This window comes from Prevotella sp. AM23-5, from assembly GCF_003473645.1.
Classification (GTDB): Bacteria; Bacteroidota; Bacteroidia; order Bacteroidales; family Bacteroidaceae; genus Prevotella; species Prevotella copri_A.
In genome coordinates this window covers 1-19,429 of record NZ_QUCG01000065.1, presented here as the reverse complement: position 1 = coordinate 19,429, position 19,429 = coordinate 1, and the positions used below count along the sequence as shown (strand labels likewise).

The 19,429-nt window shown below is 44.4% G+C and carries 26 protein-coding genes; 13 read left to right on the top strand and 13 right to left on the bottom strand.

Annotated elements, in window-relative coordinates; genetic code table 11:
* Positions 1-41 precede the first annotated feature (41 nt).
* The 6 genes from DW657_RS13610 to DW657_RS17580 all read right to left on the bottom strand — a co-directional run bounded on the left by DW657_RS13610 (position 42) and on the right by DW657_RS17580 (position 4,640).
* Positions 42-497, bottom strand: a complete 456-nt coding sequence (locus DW657_RS13610) for a hypothetical protein (protein ID WP_118313023.1) — start codon at positions 495-497, stop codon at positions 42-44.
* 2 nt (positions 498-499) lie between these two features.
* On the bottom strand, positions 500-1,123 hold the full coding sequence (locus DW657_RS13605) for a hypothetical protein (protein WP_147381947.1): 624 nt from the start codon (positions 1,121-1,123) through the stop codon (positions 500-502).
* Between the two features lie 170 nt (positions 1,124-1,293).
* On the bottom strand, positions 1,294-1,599 hold the full coding sequence (locus DW657_RS13600; RefSeq protein ID WP_118313021.1) for a hypothetical protein: 306 nt from the start codon (positions 1,597-1,599) through the stop codon (positions 1,294-1,296).
* A gap of 22 nt (positions 1,600-1,621) precedes the next feature.
* Complete coding sequence (locus tag DW657_RS13595; RefSeq protein ID WP_118313020.1) at positions 1,622-3,772, bottom strand: terminase; 2,151 nt, start codon at positions 3,770-3,772, stop codon at positions 1,622-1,624.
* Positions 3,757-4,182, bottom strand: coding sequence for a rhomboid family intramembrane serine protease (locus tag DW657_RS13590; RefSeq protein ID WP_158577381.1), 426 nt, complete (start codon positions 4,180-4,182; stop codon positions 3,757-3,759). Before DW657_RS13590 ends, DW657_RS13595 begins: the two co-directional genes overlap by 16 nt.
* A 2-nt stretch (positions 4,183-4,184) precedes the next feature.
* Positions 4,185-4,640 carry a hypothetical protein gene (locus DW657_RS17580; protein ID WP_147381946.1) on the bottom strand — a complete coding sequence of 152 codons (456 nt, stop codon included), beginning with the start codon at positions 4,638-4,640 and terminating at the stop codon, positions 4,185-4,187.
* A gap of 142 nt (positions 4,641-4,782) precedes the next feature.
* On the opposite strand from DW657_RS17580, the gene DW657_RS13580 reads away from it, so the two are divergent.
* The 13 genes from DW657_RS13580 to DW657_RS13520 all read left to right on the top strand — a co-directional run bounded on the left by DW657_RS13580 (position 4,783) and on the right by DW657_RS13520 (position 14,109).
* Entirely contained in the window at positions 4,783-5,598 is an 816-nt protein-coding gene (locus tag DW657_RS13580; protein WP_118313017.1) for a hypothetical protein, read from the top strand.
* Positions 5,599-5,640: 42 nt separating this feature from the next.
* Positions 5,641-7,185 (top strand): hypothetical protein, encoded by a 1,545-nt coding sequence (locus DW657_RS13575; protein ID WP_118313016.1) that lies wholly within the window; start codon positions 5,641-5,643, stop codon positions 7,183-7,185.
* 97 nt (positions 7,186-7,282) lie between these two features.
* Positions 7,283-7,690 (top strand): hypothetical protein, encoded by a 408-nt coding sequence (locus DW657_RS13570; protein WP_118313015.1) that lies wholly within the window; start codon positions 7,283-7,285, stop codon positions 7,688-7,690.
* The gene (locus DW657_RS13565) at positions 7,690-8,361 is read left to right on the top strand and encodes a hypothetical protein (RefSeq protein WP_118313014.1); all 672 of its coding nucleotides are present in this window, start codon (positions 7,690-7,692) and stop codon (positions 8,359-8,361) included. The genes DW657_RS13570 and DW657_RS13565 overlap by 1 nt, the downstream gene beginning before the upstream one ends.
* A 2-nt stretch (positions 8,362-8,363) precedes the next feature.
* Positions 8,364-10,400 carry a hypothetical protein gene (locus DW657_RS13560; RefSeq protein ID WP_233547072.1) on the top strand — a complete coding sequence of 679 codons (2,037 nt, stop codon included), beginning with the start codon at positions 8,364-8,366 and terminating at the stop codon, positions 10,398-10,400.
* Positions 10,401-10,430: 30 nt separating this feature from the next.
* Entirely contained in the window at positions 10,431-10,652 is a 222-nt protein-coding gene (locus DW657_RS13555) for a hypothetical protein (RefSeq protein WP_118313013.1), read from the top strand.
* 133 nt (positions 10,653-10,785) lie between these two features.
* Complete coding sequence (locus DW657_RS13550) at positions 10,786-11,271, top strand: hypothetical protein (RefSeq protein WP_118313012.1); 486 nt, start codon at positions 10,786-10,788, stop codon at positions 11,269-11,271.
* A 62-nt stretch (positions 11,272-11,333) separates the two neighbouring features.
* Positions 11,334-11,597, top strand: coding sequence for a hypothetical protein (locus tag DW657_RS13545; RefSeq protein ID WP_118313011.1), 264 nt, complete (start codon positions 11,334-11,336; stop codon positions 11,595-11,597).
* Positions 11,598-11,599: 2 nt separating this feature from the next.
* Entirely contained in the window at positions 11,600-12,148 is a 549-nt protein-coding gene (locus tag DW657_RS13540; RefSeq protein WP_118313010.1) for a glycoside hydrolase family 19 protein, read from the top strand.
* 4 nt (positions 12,149-12,152) lie between these two features.
* Positions 12,153-12,617 carry a hypothetical protein gene (locus tag DW657_RS13535; protein ID WP_118313009.1) on the top strand — a complete coding sequence of 155 codons (465 nt, stop codon included), beginning with the start codon at positions 12,153-12,155 and terminating at the stop codon, positions 12,615-12,617.
* Positions 12,583-13,041, top strand: coding sequence for a hypothetical protein (locus tag DW657_RS13530; RefSeq protein WP_147381945.1), 459 nt, complete (start codon positions 12,583-12,585; stop codon positions 13,039-13,041). The genes DW657_RS13535 and DW657_RS13530 overlap by 35 nt, the downstream gene beginning before the upstream one ends.
* Before the next feature lie 4 nt (positions 13,042-13,045).
* The gene (locus DW657_RS13525; RefSeq protein WP_147381944.1) at positions 13,046-13,549 is read left to right on the top strand and encodes a hypothetical protein; all 504 of its coding nucleotides are present in this window, start codon (positions 13,046-13,048) and stop codon (positions 13,547-13,549) included.
* Positions 13,550-13,563: 14 nt separating this feature from the next.
* Complete coding sequence (locus tag DW657_RS13520; RefSeq protein ID WP_118313006.1) at positions 13,564-14,109, top strand: hypothetical protein; 546 nt, start codon at positions 13,564-13,566, stop codon at positions 14,107-14,109.
* Positions 14,110-14,198: 89 nt separating this feature from the next.
* Here the strand turns inward: DW657_RS13520 and DW657_RS13515 are convergent, their stop codons facing one another.
* The 7 genes from DW657_RS13515 to DW657_RS17890 all read right to left on the bottom strand — a co-directional run.
* Positions 14,199-17,114 carry a hypothetical protein gene (locus DW657_RS13515; protein ID WP_118313005.1) on the bottom strand — a complete coding sequence of 972 codons (2,916 nt, stop codon included), beginning with the start codon at positions 17,112-17,114 and terminating at the stop codon, positions 14,199-14,201.
* A gap of 10 nt (positions 17,115-17,124) precedes the next feature.
* Entirely contained in the window at positions 17,125-17,547 is a 423-nt protein-coding gene (locus DW657_RS13510; RefSeq protein WP_118313003.1) for a hypothetical protein, read from the bottom strand.
* A gap of 36 nt (positions 17,548-17,583) precedes the next feature.
* Positions 17,584-17,826, bottom strand: coding sequence for a hypothetical protein (locus DW657_RS13505; protein WP_118313002.1), 243 nt, complete (start codon positions 17,824-17,826; stop codon positions 17,584-17,586).
* Between the two features lie 3 nt (positions 17,827-17,829).
* Positions 17,830-18,126, bottom strand: a complete 297-nt coding sequence (locus tag DW657_RS13500) for a hypothetical protein (protein ID WP_118313000.1) — start codon at positions 18,124-18,126, stop codon at positions 17,830-17,832.
* A gap of 54 nt (positions 18,127-18,180) precedes the next feature.
* Positions 18,181-18,372, bottom strand: coding sequence for a hypothetical protein (locus DW657_RS13495; RefSeq protein WP_118312998.1), 192 nt, complete (start codon positions 18,370-18,372; stop codon positions 18,181-18,183).
* 6 nt (positions 18,373-18,378) lie between these two features.
* The gene (locus DW657_RS13490; protein WP_199658363.1) at positions 18,379-18,948 is read right to left on the bottom strand and encodes a thymidylate synthase ThyX; all 570 of its coding nucleotides are present in this window, start codon (positions 18,946-18,948) and stop codon (positions 18,379-18,381) included.
* A 121-nt stretch (positions 18,949-19,069) separates the two neighbouring features.
* The coding region (locus tag DW657_RS17890) for a hypothetical protein (protein ID WP_118312996.1) at positions 19,070-19,429 on the bottom strand (360 nt) is incomplete at its 5' end.

Sequence of the window (19,429 nt, the reverse complement as noted above, 5' to 3'; positions counted from 1 at the left end):
TTTTCCTAAATAATTATATTCTGCCATAATCTAAACGATATTTATATTGTTATTATTTTTTTGTCTAAAAGATCATTAACCTGTTCTGCCGTGAGGTCAGAATCAATGAAGGAATCCAATTTATCAGATGTTTCGTACACTTTCTTGTTGATATTACGAACATAACCTATAATGTCATTTTCAGGCTCAGGCATCTGCTCATTTTCTGTGCCAGGAACATACGTACCTGCAATTATACTTTGTATATCATCTGCAGTAATTTCTTTAATGTTTGCTAATTTGTCTTTCATTTGCTGGATATTTTTATCACTTTCCAGCATTCGGTCTAATAAATCTTGTGGAATACCTGTAGCAGCTTTCACAAGTTCCTTCAATACGTCCAAAGCATCTTTGACGGAAACACCCGTGATAGGGTCTTTCACATATTTTGAGTACGTGAGTGTTCCGTCTTTTCTTCCGCTTACAAGTACATTATTATATTTTTGTTTAACTGCCATAATTATCTTTTTTTGATGTTGTATGTAAAATCATCAGGAATCAATTCGTCTGTGCAATAATAATGTAAATCTCCAAGTTCTGTATGTGAAAGTTCTGCTTCAAATCCAGCTTGTGTAAAAACTAGAGGAGAATTGCAGACAAACCAGATATATGGTCTTTCATTTGAAGTTCTAATGGTTATAGCCTTGCCTTCAAAATTTGCATTAGCATTCGTAAGTTCTTCCAAATTTACGTTTGCTGGATTGAAAGTAGATAGAGCACCATAAAGCAGAGTCTCTTCTGATTTATTATTCAGCTCTATGTAATACTTGGTGTTATACATACCACCCATTTCTCCTTCAACAACACCTAATGGGATGTGTGATTTACCATTTCTCTCAACAATACGAAAGAGTTTCTTTTCGATACTACAAAGGTCATTGTCTCTGTATTTACCTTTTATTGTTATACCATAGACACCTTCGTCTAAATCACTAGGGAAGGTAACCATAATCTCGCTATGTGGATATGATCCATCGGAAACATCCCATATTTTTGATGGCATTACTGCAATACATTCACCAAAATAGTCTGTCAGGATAACTTCTAGATTGCTGATAGCGGCTACATCTAGATATTCTAACATCTGTTTGTTTTGGCTAATGTACACTTTCTGCATCTGAATAAAAAGAGAGAAAGAGTTACCTTTAACTATTTTGTAAATATCCATGTTACGTAATACTACACATTATTAATAATAGCGCAAAGATAGGCAGATTTTTCTCTACCTATCTCTTATCCATTAACTTTTGGGCATTAAATCAAGCCCTTCCATCTGAGGAACTTGCGCTTGCGGCTGCGCTTTCCTCTCTCGCTCTTGCAGTTGGTATGATAGACACAATCACGGTAGAGGTCTCTCGACTTCATATCCTTATCTACCAGTTTTGTCTTCTTGAAAGCCTCGAAGAGGGGGCGGTTCATAATCATCAGGTTGCCCTTCTCCGTAGGTAGGACAAAGTAGATTTCACCCTTGTTCTTCTTGGCTGCATAGTCTGCCTTAGCCGTAGCTTGGCGGTACATAATCTCGCATTTGATGCGCTTGAAAATCTTAGTAATCTTCATAATCGTATAATTAAAGTTGAAACTATATGATGGTTGCTGCCGAAACAGAAACCTTTTTTCTCATTACCCTAACCTGAATCTGAATCATCTTTGGCATTTCCATTTCATTGAAGCAGATATGGAGTCCGATAGCTCTTGTCATAAGCAAATCATCGTGCTTTCCGTCTGCTGCTTCATATACGGTTCCGTTCTTCTCGTAGGTGAGATACTCATCTAGGCATCTATCGTCTCGTTCTACATAAAGATGTTCACGGATCACCTGAACCAGTACAGAGATAACCATCGGCTTGGTTGCCACATTGGTGTGGAATCCATACTTCACTGGAACCTTATTCTTGATGTCTGACTCACTCTGCTTGCGTGCATAGAGATTGTCATAAACGTCCTTGATTTGATTCAGGATGAACTCAGACTGATCACCACCTTCCAAAATATGCTCCTTGTCTTTCGTCTCCAAGGTGTTGGATTCAATCACCAAGAGGGCATTATCATAGAACTTGGCTATCTGTGCAGCCTTCCAAGCCAGCAAGTCCATATCAATATGCCCATACCATTGGGCAACCACATACGGCTTGCCACCTTCCATCATCCAGTATCGGTCGAAGACACAGATAACAGACCAGTCGGCATTCTTGCTTCGTCCACCAATATCCACAACCACTAGATAGCGGTTGGTCACCCTGCAATCGTCAAAGTACTCCGGCTTGCTCCATATCCATAGCTGCCCCTGCTTGTCTTCACAGAAGCGGACATTCTGCATACACTTCTTGCCCTTGTAGCCGTCACCATATACATCACCGATGAACTTAGGTGCTCGGCATCCTTTTCTGAACTTGTCAACCTTATCCTCAGCGAATACCTTGGCTCCTGAGTGCTTGAAGGCTTCAATATCATCTGTAGGGTAGCCAGCAGCCATATCAGCGTGGTCGGTGAACTTCTTTCGCTCAGCCATATACCAGTTGATGGCTTCCAGCGGAGCACCTAGTGTCCACAACTTCCAAAGGTATGTGCCAGGCTCCTCTCGGTCGGACATCGTATTGCTGTTGTTCCTGTTTTCGTATAACCATTTGGCAAACTCCACCTTCTGCTTCTTGGTTTCAAAATCAAGATGATACATATCGTATATCTCGAACCAAGGAACAAAGAACGGCTCAAACTGGGATTCACCCTTTTTGGCTGCAATCCATTCCTTGTGAAAGAAGTTGCCAGTACCATTGGCGGTGGACTCGTAGGCTATCATCGTATATGGTCTATATAAGATACCATTGGTGGCATTCTGTACCACTTCCTCTGGAGATTTGCCATCTGTCTTTTTCCACAGACCCACCTCGGAAAGATGAACCAAGTTGTAGTCTTCACCATTGGCTGATAATGGTCGCTCCATAGAACCCACCTTGATCTTGCAGAAACGCTGAGGAACCTTCTTCACGTTGCCGGATGTACCCACACCCACAAACTTAGGTTCGTTCTCAGAGTAGGCTTCACCCATTTCATAGAGGAATTTGGTAGGGAAGTTTTTCAAGGCTTCCTCAAACATTCCTCGGATAGTCTCTGCGGTGTCCTTGACCTGAGCAACAATCAGCGAGTTGAGACCCTTTTCCCACATTAATTGCATCCAGAGCATATACATCTGAATAACCGTTGAGCCTCCCCATTGTCGTGCCTTCAAGAGGATGAGTCGGATAGGGCGGTTCTTCTTTCTTCTCTCCTCCAGCCACCTGAGCAGTCTGCGCTGCGGTCTTCTGAGCACAAAGCGGAAGGGGAGACCTCCACCTTTCGGTTTGATGTAGATGAACATGGCGAAGAAGAAGAAGGGGTCGTGCTTCATCCTGATTCGGGTGAACTGCTCCACCAGTTGTTCCATTTCCTCTTCAAGGTTGTATGGCTCATCCATATCCTCATGCAGTTCCTCAATCACCGCCTTGCAGCTACCCAGTTCCAGCAGCATCTTGATGAGCGGAATCTTCTTCATACTCATCGGGAGGTGCTGCTTCTGAATCGGGAAGTCAGGCAGGAAGAGCAGGAATCGCTTATCTCCACAACCTTCACCCTTGATCGGGCTGAAAGGAGTGTTGATTTCCTTGATGCGCTTCTCATTCTCAGTCAGGATGCTCAATACATGTTTGTCTAGTGCATCGTCAGCTTTGGTTCTTATGGCTACTTGTCTTGGCATATCGGAGAATTAAGATACCCCCACAACAGACCGACTACATAGCAATAGATGTGGATGCCCACTGCCATGCAAGGAATGAAAAATCCTACACATATATACGAAAGAATGATGATGTTGTATCTCACCTTCTTCTCTACGAATGGGGCGATATATCCCATATAGGCATATACGATACCGCTGAGACCGATGATGGGTACGCTAGAACTGGGGTAATAGCTTACGGCTATGAGATAGAATACCACCATATCTACGATGCCGCAAGGTCTGGCTTTCAGGCATTGATGCAGCACCCAAAGGTTGATGGCAGCATGGAAGACATTCTGATGGAAGAACGGATAGGTAAGTCGGTTCAGCATAGAGCAACCTTCATAGAGCCCCATCCCATCATAACCAAGGAATGTGATACACATTATTATAATGTACCCAGCATAAAGCGCAATCTTTTCTTTCTTAGTTCGTAACATCTTTCCTTCTCCTCCTTTCTCACCTTGTGAAGAATCACGTGTATGGATTTCGGAGAAAGATAGAAACTTGGAGCCTCCTGATTGCACACGTAACTAATGGCATCCAACTTGGTGATAGAAGGATGCTGCTTGGTATAATCAATAAATCTGCGGTATATTTCCTGAAACATTTCTCTCTTGGTAGGGTTCATGTTATTCAAGGATTTCCCTTTGATCATTGTCAGAATAACATTGTAAGCCCTGATATCCGAGACCCAAAAACGCTTGCTTGAAGATTGCAGTAATCTCTGCTCAATCTCCAAGAGGCTGATATTGTCTCTTACTGATATGATTTCCTTGTAAGCCCTCAATATGTCAGCGTTTCGCTCTTGTGTAAAGTCACATCGTGATCCTTTATGTTTCATTCTATTATGATGCAAAGTTACAAAAAAGTATTGAAACAGCCAAATTATTCATATACGATTAATTAAAGTTAACGGATAAGATTAATTATAGGCGGAAAAGCATTACTTTTGGGCATTGATTTATAAATTAATACATATATATATGCCTGATAATACAAATACGGAACAGAATGCTGGTGCTGCTGCACAGCAAGCTACGAAGACCAAGAGAGACTTGGCTTTGGAGCGTTTGAAGACTCGTCACCCCGATACCGAGTATGCGGATGATGAAGCTATCTATGGTGCTATCAATGATGATTATGATGCCGACCAGAAGTCTTTGCAAGGTTACAAGGATAACGAGAAGGCGATGGCTGACTGGATGGGCAGTGACCCTGCTGCAGCTACCTTCCTGCAAGCGATGAAGGCTGGCAAGAGCCCTTATGCAGAATTGATTCGTACCCACGGGGAGGATGCTATCGACTACTACTCTGATCCTGATAATGCTGACGAGATTGCCAATGCTCAGTCTGAGTTCTTGAAGAATGCGTCTGATGGCAAGAAGTTGCAGGAGGAGTACGACAAGAACATGCCAGCCAGCTATGCGGTCTTCGACAAGCTGGAGGAGAAGTATGGCGAGGAAGCGGTGAACGAAGCTATCGACCAGTGCTTTCAGACGATGAACAATGTGGTGAAAGGTATCTTCACCGAGGATATGATTACCGCTTTCATCAAGGCGAAGAATCACGATACTGATGTAGCTGATGCTGCTCACGAAGGTGAGGTTCGTGGCAAGAATACCAAGCACATGAAGAACTTGGAACTGCGCAAGAAGGGCGATGGTACTGCCGACCTTGACTCAGCGAATGCCGAGACCAAGAAGACCGACAACCAGCCGGAACTGGGTGCGCTTGGCAGGGCTACCCGAAGAGGTAACATCTGGGAGCGTGGAAACGAGAAGCGAACACGCATCCGATAAGATAGAGTTAGATTTAATAATGTTTAATTAATATTTAGGATAATGAAAGTAACAAAAAGTACATTTAATCGACTGTTCTCCATTTTCATTATGGTGATGGCAGTTATTTTTGGTGTCAATGGTCAGGTGCTGATGGCTGAGGCAAATCTCCCTGATGGCGGTACTTCTGAGAGTGGTCACCCTGCGGAGGCTGGCGGTGCTCCTGCTGCTGGTGAAGCTGGCAATGGTGGTGCGGCTCGTCAGAATGAGGGTGTCGCTACCGAAACCAAGGGTCGTGATCACTTTAACGAGAAGGGCATTGAGTATTACAACAATGACATCAACGAGAAGATTATCAAGATTCGCCCGATGGCAACACCAGTGGATCAGATTTCCCGTTATGCCACAACCAAGTCGGCAAGCTCCTTTGTTGTTGAGTATTGGAGTATCGGTACCCGTCCTATCCGAACCACAGTAAAAGAGAATACAGAGGCAAGTACTGGTACATCTATGGTCTTGAAGGTAGAAGACCCTGAAATGTTTACGCTTGATGATACCATCCGAGTGGTAGGTGTGAAGGCTGTCACTAACTATAAGGGTGTCGCTTATTCAACCATTACTGATGCTCCTACTCCTGATTTGGTGCTCTGTGTGTGCGGTAAGGACACAGAAGGCTTTCCTATCGTGTATGCCATTAATGGTAACATGGTCAGCAAGCAGCCTATCGGTGTTCCTGCCTTGAAGCAGGGTCAGAAGTTGATTCGTATGGCAAAGAGCTGCGGTGAGCTGGATGTACAGACTGGTCGTTTCAACAACCTTCCTGATTCTGATATTCAGTACTGCCAGAACTTTATGATTCAGGTTGAGCAGAGTACCTTCGATAAGATTGCTGACAAGCGAGTGGATTGGGATTTCTCAGACATTGAGGAGGATAGCATCTATGATATGAGACTTGCCATGGAGGGTTCTTATCTCTTCGGTGATATGGCTTGCATCAAGCATACTACCAAGAACAACTCAGCTCAGTGGTTTACCAAGGGTATCTGGTGGATGGCTGGCAAGGATATTGAGGTAGGTCATATTGCTACTGCCGATGAGATCAAGAAGGGCTACACCAAGAATGAGCGAGTTATCACAGACTTGGAGCTGGTAGATATTTCCAAGGATATGTTTGTCGGTACTGGTATCGGCAACAAGCGCAAGGTGGTTATTGCTGGCTCAGACTTCGTCCGTGCATTCAGTAAGATTGATTCTGACAAGTTCCGCTTGAAGGACACCGTTGAGGTATGGAATTTGAAGTTCAAGAGTTGGGAGACAGACTTCGGTGAGGTATTGATGATTCATTCAGAGTTGTTCGACCTCTTCGGTATGAGTGACTGCGGCTTCGCTCTTGATCCTGAGTTCTTGGTGAAGAGAGTACACTTGTCTTGGACTCGTAACGTTCTCGACTTGAAGAAGGCTGGAATCCGTAACACCGATGCAGTAGTTATTCAGGAGGTTGCTTGTCTGTACTTGAAGTACCCTAAGGCACACGCTCGTATGCGACTTGCCAAGGTTCCTGATGCAGAGGGTACGTCTGAGACAGAAGAGACCAATGCTGCTGCTTAATGCAGGGCAAATTCGGCAAATTATTTATTAAATAGAGAGGGGTGTGGGCACTAGCCCCATCCCTTTTTTCATAACACATATATAATAAGGTATAATCATGTATAAGAAATATCAAGCTGGTACGGATTTGTCGTTCAGCGTTATGGTTGGTAACGAACGAGTGAGAGTTGTCTTCGAGGGTAAGACTATGGGTTGCAGTATCTATGGCACAAGAGACGAGAAGCTGCAGAAGGCTATCGAGTCTCATTATTGGTTCAATGACAAGTTCTTCTTGGTGGAAGCCGTTGACGAGAAGAAGGAAGCTGCCGAAGCAAAGAAGAGAGCGGCTACCAAGACCAAGAAGAAGGCGGCTGAGGAGAAGAAGACCCATATCGTGACAGACTTTGAGGATGCCAGAGACTATCTGGCTGAGACCTTCGGTGTGAGCCGCTCGAAGCTGAAGACCAAGGAGGACATCTTGTCTATTGCCAAGGAAAAGGGTGTTGAACTAGAAGGACTTGAATAATGAAGAAGTATGCTGTATCTGATTTGGTGAAAGAAGTGAAGGTGCTCTTGGACAGAAACCAAGAGTCTTCCGGCTTGCTGACTCCCGATGATACTGATACGCTCTCTCAGGCAGAACTTATCAAGAGTAAAATCGTAGATGCAGCAAGTATCATTCTTTCCGATGCGCCAGTAGATATGGTGGATGGAATCAAGCTAGACAACATCAGCGTATCTTGGGTATCGAAGAACAATGCTTATGTCGGTATGGTCTATATGCCAGCCGATATGATCAGGCTGCTTAGTGTAAGAGCCAGCGACTGGAACCGCTGTGCCGAAATCATCACCGAGAATGATGAAGCCTACAAGTATCAGGGCTGCAAATATGGCGTGAGGGGCAATCCCGACCGACCTATTGCGGCTATCATACATACCAAGGGCGGTAGATACCTAGAGCTATATACGAGCAAATCGAATAGCGTGACGGTTGATTTCACCTATGTGGCTCAGCCGGAAATCATCACGGAAAGCAGTGGTGCTGGGTATATCAATCTACAGAGCAACCTGAAAGATGCTATCCTCTATATGGCTGGCTATCTCACTTGCGTGAGTATGGGAGATACCGATACTGCGGCTGGGTTATTGGGTGTAGCCAGAAAACTGGCACATATTGTTGAACCAACAACATCGTAATCATGGCAAAGAAGAAAGAAAAAGCAAAGTTGTTGTCGCTGAGCAAGGTGGTGGACAGAGAGGAACTGGATAGCGTAAAAGCTTCCAAGAACCGATTCGACAAGCCATACGAGCGTGCCTTCTCCATCCTGCTGGAAGCACAACGATACTATAACAACATGGATAACTTCCGAAAGCGTAGGGAGAGAAACAAGCGGTACTGCTATGGAGACCAGTGGGGAGACCTCATCGAAATCGAGAATCGGTGCGGCTTTACCAAGCGTATCAAAGAGGAAGACTATATCCGTGAGCAGGGTAGTGAGCCGTTGAAGAACAACCTGATCCGAAGGCTGGTGAAGAATGTGCTGGGTGTGTACCGCTCCCAGAGCAAGGAACCTACCTGCAATGCGAGGGATAAGGATGAGAAGCGGTATGGCGAAACGATGAGTGTGGTGCTGCAATGCAACCGACAACTGAACCGAGAGACGGAAATGGATGCCCGAACGATGGAGGAGTTCCTGATCAGTGGTGCGGCTATCTACAAGAAGAAGTATGGATGGCGAAGGGGAAGGTTGGATTGCTGGACAGACTATGTGAATCCGAACAATTTCTTCATAGATAACAATATGAGGGATTTCCGTGGCTGGGATGTTAGCTGCTTGGGCGAGGTTCACGACATTACCATCGGCAATGTGCTTCGGGAATTTGCCAAGACTCCTGCCGAAGCAAGGAAGTTGAAGGAGATTTACCGACTGGCTGCTGACCGAGACTTCGTGATAGCCGACTGCACCCAGCGTTTCGGAGAGTTTGATCCGAAGACCATCGACTTCATGAATCCTGCAAATCCTTCACTCTGCCGAGTGATTGAGGTATGGCGCAAGGAGAGTAAGCCACGCTATCGCTGCCACGACTATAACAATGGTGACGATTTCAAGATTGACATTGAAGATTGTGATGAGATTGTAGATGCAGAGAATCAAGACCGACTGGAGAGAGGTCTGTCACTCGGTATGAAGCGTGAGGATATTCCGCTGATTGAAGCTGAGTGGTTTATGGATGATTACTGGCACTTCTACTATCTTTCTCCTTTCGGTGATATTCTGAGAGAGGGTGAGACCCCTTATGCTCACGGAGAGCATCCATATTGCTTCAAGTTCTATCCGTTTATTGATGGCGAGATTCATAGCTTCGTGGAAGATGTGATTGACCAGCAGAGATATGTGAACAGACTGATCACGATGTACGACTTCATTATGAGGGCGAGTGCCAAGGGTGTGCTGCTCTGTCCTGAGGATTGTCTGCCGGATGATATGAGCTGGGATGATTTTTGTGACGAGTGGAGTAGATTCAACGGAGTGGTAAGATACAAGCCGAACAAGAGTGGTCAGGTTCCTCAGCAAGTAGCCAACAACTCAACGAACATCGGTATCGGTGACTTGCTCAACTATCAGTTGAAGTTCTTCGAGGATATATCGGGTGTGAATGGTGCGCTGCAGGGTAAACCAGGAGTATCGGGTACGAGTGGTTCACTCTATGCCCAGCAGACACAGAATGCCACCATGTCGCTGCTTGACATCTTGGAGAGTTTCAGCCAGTTTATCATTGATGGTGCTTACAAGACGGTGAAGAATATGCAGCAGTACTATGACGTGGCTCGTAACTTCAATATTGTTGGTAGGGCAGGACAGATTGTGCGCTACGACCCTAAGAAGATTCGTGATGTAGAGTTTGATATCAATATCACCGAGAGTACGGCTACTCCTGTATATCGTCAGATGGCAAACGATTTCCTGATGCAGTTGTGGCAAGCTCAGGCTATCACCTTGGAGCAGTTGTTGCAGGTAGGTGATTTCCCATTCGGTGACGAACTGCTGCAGTCGGTATCATCCCAGCAGGAGGCAATCAAGAATGGTGAGACTCCACAAGGTTTCTCTCCTCAACTGCAAGCGCAGGTGGATCAGGCATCCCAGAGCAATCCAAAGGCTCAGGCTATGCTGCAGCAGATGATGAGCGGTCAGGGTGTGCAGCCTAGCGAGCAGTATGCACCGCTTTCGGCATAGTGATTAGTTATTAATGTTTAGTGTTAAGATATGATAGCAGACAAGGAAAACAACAAGAAATGGTATGGCAATGGCAAGGACAATGCCGACCAAGGAAGTAATGCCAACAAGGGTATTGCTACGGAGACCCAAGGCAGGGAAGACAATCCCGACCTATACGAGAATGACGTACTCGGCAAGGTGGCGAAGCGCAAGAAGAACGACATCTGGTCGAGGGGTGGTGAGAAGAGAACTAAATTCAAGGACGAATAAAGAAAGGAGGTGTTTTATCGTAACTGTATTCTTCTGATATTCAGATGACTACAGAAATCTTTGGGAGTTTATGGTGCTCAGCGCAAGATATATGTATCTTTGCAGCATCATAAACTCTTAATTTTTATATATTATGGATTTTGTAGATTTCGTTGATAAGTATCAGCAGGATATGACTCCTGAACAGATGTTGAGTATAGCAAAGGCTATGGGTAAGTATCTCTCATATAAGTTGAGCGATGTAGAGGTACATCATCTTTGTGCGATGGTGTATGGTGTGTTGAGCGAAGAGCATTTTGACAAGCACTTTGCCGATGATGCTATCAAGAAGATGTGGTACGAGGATGAGGATGGAACCAAGCACATGGCTCCTTTCTTTACGGATGAAGAGATAAAGGAAGCCTTTGATCAGCATAAGGATGATATTTCCGACTACAACATCTTTGACTTGGCGGTTACGATGAATCTGCTCAGAAGCGACCATCATAAGCTGCTGAAACAATATAGCAAGGATGAGGAGGAATTGAAGGAAATGGTGGTGATGATGGCTATTGAATACCTTCAAGACCCTGACTGCTTGCATCCTGCAAGTAAGATATGGCACAACATTAACGGATAAGATAATAGTTACGGGAACATATCTTATCTTTGCATATTATTAATAATATATAAAGATAAGATATGACTCCAAACGTGCGTGAAGGATTGCAATATGGTGCAGCTATTGGAATGTTAGTGAGTGGTGTTGTCCTCACCTTTCTATCATTCTTTCTCAATAATTATGTAGTTTCGGATGGTGTACTCTGGTACGTCAGCCAGACATTGGTTTACTCTGGGGCAATCTTCGGAGTGAACATTTATTTCAAGACCAAACTGGGCAACTTTGAGAGTAAGGTGAAGGACGAACTCGCAAATATGCTGAAACAAGTAAAGGAGGGCAAGTAACTATGAAGGTAACAAGAGAACAGATTTTAGAGATTATGCCGAATGCCAAGGATAAGGTGGATGCTTTCCTGCCTTACATCAACGGCTATGCCGAGGTTTTCCATATTGATACACCGAAGCGAATGGCACATTTCTTGGCTCAGATAGCCCACGAAACGAGCGAGCTGAGATATACCAAGGAAGTGGGCGACAAAGCTTACTTCCAAAGGTATGATGTGGGTAGGTTGAAGAATATGCTCGGCAACCTGAAAGATGGCGATGGCTACAAGTATAGGGGCAGGGGCTTGATTCAGATTACGGGTAGAGCCAACTATCAGGCTTACCAGAAGAGCAAGTACTGCCGAGGTGACATCATGGAGCATCCCGAACTGCTGGAGCAGCCATTGGGCGCAACCAAGAGTGCGATGTGGTGGTGGTGGAAGCACGGCTTGAATGAGCTGGCTGATAGTGATAGCTTCCTTGCAATCACCAAGACCATCAATGGCGGCACATACGGCTTGGAGCACAGACGAACATTCTTGAAGAGAGCTAAGGTTGCATTAAAGGTATAGGCTTATGAAGAAGTGGTATGATTCGGATTTGTGGCAGTTGCTGATCTACATTTTGGCTATGCTGCTGGTAGCATTTATTATGTCGGGATGTAAGACTTCCTACGTCCCGATGGAGAAATTCGTATATCGTGACGTAGTAAAATGCGATACCCTGCATACTTCTGACAGCATTTTCGTGCATGATTCGGTATCAAGTTCACAGATGGGAGATACCCTTTTCGTTGACCGATGGCATAAGAAGGTGGTTATGAAGACCCAGTATAAGGTAAGGGTGGATTCCTTCATCCGAAGAGACTCCATCCCAGTACCCTATCCGATAGAGAAGCAGCTCTCCAAGTGGGAGCAGTTTCAGTTGAAGTATGCGATGTGGTCGATGGGAGCGATGTGCGCCCTGCTCATCATTTTAGGTTTAATCATCTATAGGAAACATAAGAATGGCAAATTTATCAATTTCAATCACAAAAAGTAGCATCTATGAGGAGGTGGCGAAGACTACCGCTTATCTAGGTGCAAAGAATAAGCTGGATGATGGCAAGTCTGCCTTCGACCAGATATTTGTTACGGATGCCGACTTGGCGATGATAGAGCGATTCTATAATGAATCGAAGGATGCGCTGCTCAATCTCCTGAAAAGATTCATGCCCACCATCGGCTCTTCTACTGATGGCAACATCAACTGGACTCTGAGTATGCCTAGCCGGTTCGATACCAACATGAGCGGTTCCATCACTTCGTCCGCCACTTCGTTCATCGTGAACAGCATCGTTGCCAAATGGTGCGAGATTACGGCTAACGACAAGGTGAAGGAGTATGCCGATAATGCGGCTGCTCTTCTGCTCGACATCAAGGATAAGGTGTTCAACAAGACCAAGCCAACACGAACTAAAATATAAAAGTATGCCAAGAAAGAATTTAACTATCACGTTGTATATGAGTGAACTCATATACGACTTCCAGAACAAAGCGTTCCTGACAGGACGGAGCCGAAGAGCTGCGGATATGGATGCTGAGGCTGCCAGCAATATTCAGGCTAGCGATGATGATGAAGATAAGAATCAGGCATTGCGAAGCATTCAGAATGCCTATAGCCAGTTGCTGGTAGAGTTGAGCGAAGCTATTGAGAAGGGTTCCGGCACTACGGCATCCAACAAGCTGATCAGTGATACCGACAATATCATCATCAAGCTTTCGCTTCCATCCAATTACTCGCTGGGCTTGAAGGATGCGCTGACCAGTTCCATCCACGACTATATCATCAACAAGGCAATGATGGATTGGTTCACCATTACCAATCCTAATGAAGCGAAGGTGTATAGCGAACTGGCGGTTGTGTCATTGAGAAACTTGCACGAAACGTTCAACAGACGTGAGCGACCTAGCCGGACAGCTCCTAGCGCATAGAGGGGAGGTGCAGCATGAAGACTTGCAACAAGGGTCACAAGGTGATGATAGAACTGCAGAAGAGCGAGCTGATCTACGACATTAGAAATACGGCTTACACTTATGCGGATTCGATTAGGAGTGGGGTAGCAGATTCCCACCTCATCCATAATATCTATGATGTGGCAGAGGGTGGCAATCGGGATAAACTGGCAAGAATCTTGGATTCCACCATAGAGGATTGCAGGGAAGTGCTCTACCGATTCACCAAGATGGAAATGCTGGGAAGCGGCTTTGATTCCAATGAGTGGGAGGAGTGTATCGGTTCGCCTACCAATGATGAGGAAGCCTACTATCTGGCTCTGAGAATGCCAAATGGATTCTCTTCTACGAGTGTGCATACCATGACCGTGTATATTCACGACTATATAGTCAATCAGGCATTATACGAATGGTTGATGGTGGTCTATCCCGAAGGTTCAGACAGGTTCTGGGCACTGGCGGAAGAGAAGAAGGAAAAAATAAAGAATGCAAGCAACCGCTCTGCGGTAAGAGCAAGGATCAGGCTTCATCCTTTCTAGACTTATGGTTAACGAAAAAGCAAGGGCAGCTATCTTCACAGACGGCTGCTCTTTTTGTTTTGATATAAAATTATGTATGTAAAAAAAACTTATCTAAGCTTATTTTGCAGTCGGACAACAAACTCAGTTCCTACGCTATGAATGGATTCATCGTAGCTGAGACTGCCCATTACCGCAAATCGGAAATACTTATAAGGTGATCCTGCCATACCAGCCAGAAGCTGGTTGACGGAAGAATGAATGTAGAACCAGTTGAAGAGGTCGTTGCTTCCATAAAGCACCACACCAACCTTACCTTTTGCAGCGTTGCGGAAATAACCACGGATGATGCTCTTGAACATCGTTTTGTGAATATTCTCCTGACCGAGAGTCAACGGACGTGTACAGAAGAAATAGGAAACGCTTCCCGATGGCTCCTTGACATATACATCAACAATCTTTCCGCTCTGATTGATGGCATAAGACTCAGGGTAGGAGTTGACGGTGGAACGGAACACATTGTGCATCGTTCCCCACATTCTGCTCTTCAAGGAAAACACATACGCATAGGTGTAGTCGGGTCTGAACACGATGATGCGGTTATCGTAATAATCATAGATCAGGCTCGCCTTCTGCAGGAATGTTCTGAATCTGATATATTGGGTATCATATTCAGGAATGCCCCCAAGTGTAAGCAGCTTCTTCTGATAGTCGTTTTTGAATATCTGGGTGAAGACAAACGGATAACCATCAAGAACATCTGTGATACACTCGGAATCCCTGCCTCGCTGCATCATGATACCTCGTTCCGTAGGGAACAGAACGGCATCATCAATCTGCAAGATACCCTTAGGGTTGTAGCAAATATCTCTGTTGGCTGGCTGTCGGGCATCGTAGGTTCCTTCCTGATTGGTCATTAACACCCATACACCTTCATCGGTGAAGGCATAGAGAGGAGCTTCACCAAACTGACCCTCGCTGATTGGTCGGGTATTGGCGGCAAGCGCATTGATAATGGATGATCCAACCTGAACCGAGTTCTTGGCAGGGAACACCATCGGATTCTCGGCTTCGCTGACCTTGACTACATTAGGCTGCTGAGAGACATACTTCTGATTGTCGGTCTTGCTTAATGCTGCATTATACTCGGCTTCCGTAATCTCGGTGAAGTCTCCCGTATCAATCGGTGTAGAATCCCAAGTATATTCAGAAGGGATAATGGCTCCACTTCCGCTACCAAAGTTTCCTCCACTGGTTTCGCTTGCTATAGTGCTGCCACCTCCAAAGTCTCCACCAGAAGAACCGCTCTTGATGAGCTTATGGCGATATACTTGCATAAAGGCAGGAAGTCCGGCATCATCGTGATAACGATACATATAATCAGACAACTCTGAACTTTCTGTTTCTGTTGGTGCATCTGTTCTTCCTCCAAATCCCTCGTTGTTCAAAGTATTTGAAGTCTGTCTATCTGCTGCAACTGGTGTCGAGCGGTTCTTACTGATGTTGATATAGTAAGACATTCCGAACGTCTCGGAAGGTTTCAACTTAACTTTCTTTGAGTAGTATTTGCTGTACTTAGGGAGATAGAAGTAAATGGTCATAGCCGTAGCAAGAGTGCTAGGATATGCCAAGATTGGGCTGAGAGGGTATTGCAGCTTGCCCTTGTAGTAAATATCTCTCTTGATACTATTCTCGCTGATGCTGACCTGATATACTGCATCACAGATGTAATCGGTAGAGAGTGTATTATTGGGGGCAAGATCAGTGTACTCATTCAGGTACATCTGATTATTCGAGACTTTCCGGCTGGAGAAAATATTCGTATCGAAAGCATTGAAGATAGTCTTCTTCACGTTTCCGATATGCAAGCGGTTGTTGTATGTAATGGAACATTGACCGCCAAATGAACTTCTCTGAAAGTCTGCAAGAGAAATACTTTCCTCGGTCTCCAATACTCGTTTGAGAGGAATAGCTGTGCCGAATTTATCCTTGCTGATGCTTGTGCTCAGATAGAAAGATTTCTTCTCGAAAGACTGATATACATCTTCCTCTGACAGATATTGAAAAGCATCGCAATTAACTCCTGATGCCATTTTGTCGTTCCAAAGGTAGCACTTATATCGTGATATACCTTTGGTTTGTTTCTCCGTATCAATAAATGATTCCGGCTGGGAAAGATAAACATCTACACCGCTGATGAGATCTTCAAGACCTTCGGGTATATCCATATTGATAACGATGGAGTGAGTATGAAGGCTTGTGCTAGTACCAACAGCCTTTTTCTCTTGATACCAGATAAACTTGTTGAATGTTGTTTCAGGTGCAAGAACAAATGGATTTGATATATTGATGTATGATACACCATCATATAGACGGATGGCGATTACACCAAAAACGGCATATTTGAAATACTCCGTGCCATTCTCCTCCAACTGTTTATTGATCAGCGCATCCAAAGCATTGAAAATGATGGATGCACCTTTAAGAGAAGTATCTGTTTTATTGGAATAATACTTGTTTGACACAAAAGCGGAATCCCAATCATCACCAAGATTAACGGAAGCATTGCATACCACCGACTTTGTGTTTGAGATAACTGCACTATAGTTGATGGCGGATAAGTCGAAACTAGTGTAATCGCTTCCGTTCCAATAGGCATACTTAGTGCTTTCCTCTCCCACAAAACACAAGATGTTTCCGATGGCACTCACGGCATTGACTTGGAAATCGCCAAGACTAATGGTGTTCTTGGTTCCGTTTCCACCTTTCTCTGTCCAATACCAAGTATTACCATTACGGATGATGTAGTGAGAGTGAATGGTGTTATTGTGAGTAACCTTGTGAATCAGTTCGATGCTGGCTCCATCAGGTATGGTGATGGCAGAATCAACCACCACTGGCTGGTGGATAGGGTGGAGTGCTCCATCCTCGTTGATGAGGTTCAGGCAAGTTCCCAACTCACCCTCCTGGCTTTCGTGGTCGGAAGGTGAGTGGGAAAGACCTTGAAATAATACTTCTTTAATCATATTTGTATTGTTATGGGTTTGGACGTATGATCTCGTAGTATGCCTCGCCATTTTTGTTCTTGCGAGGAATGCAGGTCAGGCGCACCATCTTGTTGAGTGGGAGATTGTAATCATCAAGTATGGCTGTAACAGATGGTCGTTCGCTGCGGAAACCAATCTTCTTGTGCTCCTGATTGTACTGGAGCGGACAGAAGATAGTCTGAGACTTGCGAAGTTCCTCCCAGTCCTCTCTCAGGCAGAATCCGTATGTTCCTCTGCTGGAGATATGGAAGACGAAGATGGAGCTATCTGTGCGCTCTATCTGCATAATATGGTTGTAGATGCCCTGCGAGAGAGTAACAGAATTGGCTCTACCATCAAGCACTACGAAATTATTTCTGTGCAGGAAACCTTGAATGTTCCGGCACTTGTCTTTAATATAACTGAATATCATTTTGCAAATATACGAAGTTTTGGTTAGAAAAGATTATTATCCGTTTACTTTTGCCTTCTTCTCGTTGTACTGGCGAAGGCGAAGCTTGGCATTCTCTGATCTGAGACAACCGCAAGACTTGGTTACTCCTCGGAGCAAATTGCAGGATAGAACAGAAACACCTCTACCACAATCACACTTGCATATCCAATAAACACCATTCTTACTGGATTTGCCGGAGCGGCAGCAGACATAGAGTCTGCCAAACCGCTTTCCTTTCAGGTCAATCAACTTTCCCATACCTTATTTCTTGCTAAGTTCCTTTGCCTCTTCAAGAGATAATGGCTTGCCGCCAAGAGGAATGCGGAAGTCGAACTTGGAACGGAAGGAGTAGTAGCATACAAAATCGAAGCTCTCCTTCATTCTCTCGTCAGTGGTGATGTATTTCTGATAAGCGATAACATCCTCTTCTGAGCGATAGATGTTAGAGTTAACGAAGTAGTTGCTGGTTCCCTTGTTGGCAATAACTGCGATATAGAACTTCTTGCCAAGGATGCGCTCTGTGATGCGCTGAATAATTGAAATCTTCTTTGTATTCATATATTAAATTTGATTAATTATTAAGATGAATGCAGATAGGCTGCACTATTATAACTATTCGATTCCACAAGATACAACACAATCCTCTGTATTGATACCTCGGAAGTGCTCACATCGCTGGCAAGCAAGGCTTCCTACCATCAGGAGTTCGTGGGTGTACTTGCCTTGAATGCCGAATGGGCAGGGAGTGATGTACTCGAAGTGACCACCGACATATTCGTTTACGGTATATTTTGGATTTTTCATTGTCTGTTAGTGTGCTGTGTATAATTCTAGATTTTTGTAGTATTTTCTTGTAACAGAAAATATTTTTTTCTTGTCTCCGCCACATGACTTTTGTTCAGGGCAGAATCCTCTGTACACACATTGAGGAACACAAGCTGATGCAAGCAAAGGCTCGATGCAAGCCAGCTTATCAAGTACCTTATACCACATCTCTCTTGTTTCTTCGGATGCCTTATTGCAGAGTCTCAATTTAGAGATATTAATAATCTCCTGAGCGTTGAGGGATAGCTGCAAGTTGACCAAATCATCCTGACGCATATCGTGGCGAGATACCTTGGAGCCAGTAATATCCGGTCGGGAGGTTGAGACGAATGGCTGAGCGTGAACGTGGCGAACAAAATGGTTGCTCACCCAGTATGGTATGCCATACATCTTAATATCGAACTCCAGCAATCTCAGTGGCGAGTGCTCGCTGAGAATCATCTGTTTCTTGAACTCATCGCTAGGCTCCTTACCCAGCGGTTCTTTTCGCTGTGTGAAGCGAGCAGCATCCACCACTCGCTCCCAATCTGTAACTTTTGTGATTTCTATTTTCATATCTATTATTTATTTTAGTTTCTGACCTTTTTTCTACCTGATCCGGCAGTCTTCTTTTTATCCCATTCAGCAATAGCTTCCGACAAATACTTATCCATAGCCTTAGTTAGTCTTTCCATAACTATTCGTCTTTACTCGCCTGATCGCCAAGAATATCCTTGATTTTCTTTTCGATGAACTCATCAGAAGTGCATTCCTTTATTAAGGCATCAATGTTTGTTAATTCTACATCAACTCCGTCTTCTTGTGTTTTAGATGCAAGAATCTCCATTATCCATTTCGCCCAATTACCTTTAGCAAGGTCTATAAAAGAATCCTTTTGGATTTCATAGGCTTTCTTCAACTCTCCGTTATCACGGAAATATCTGAGCACTTCCGTCAATGCCAAGACAAAGTTCTTGTCGAGCATCGGGTTGCTCTTTGCCTCTTCCAGTTTAAGCATCAGGAAGAGTAATGATGAATGTAAATCTGTTTTGTTCAT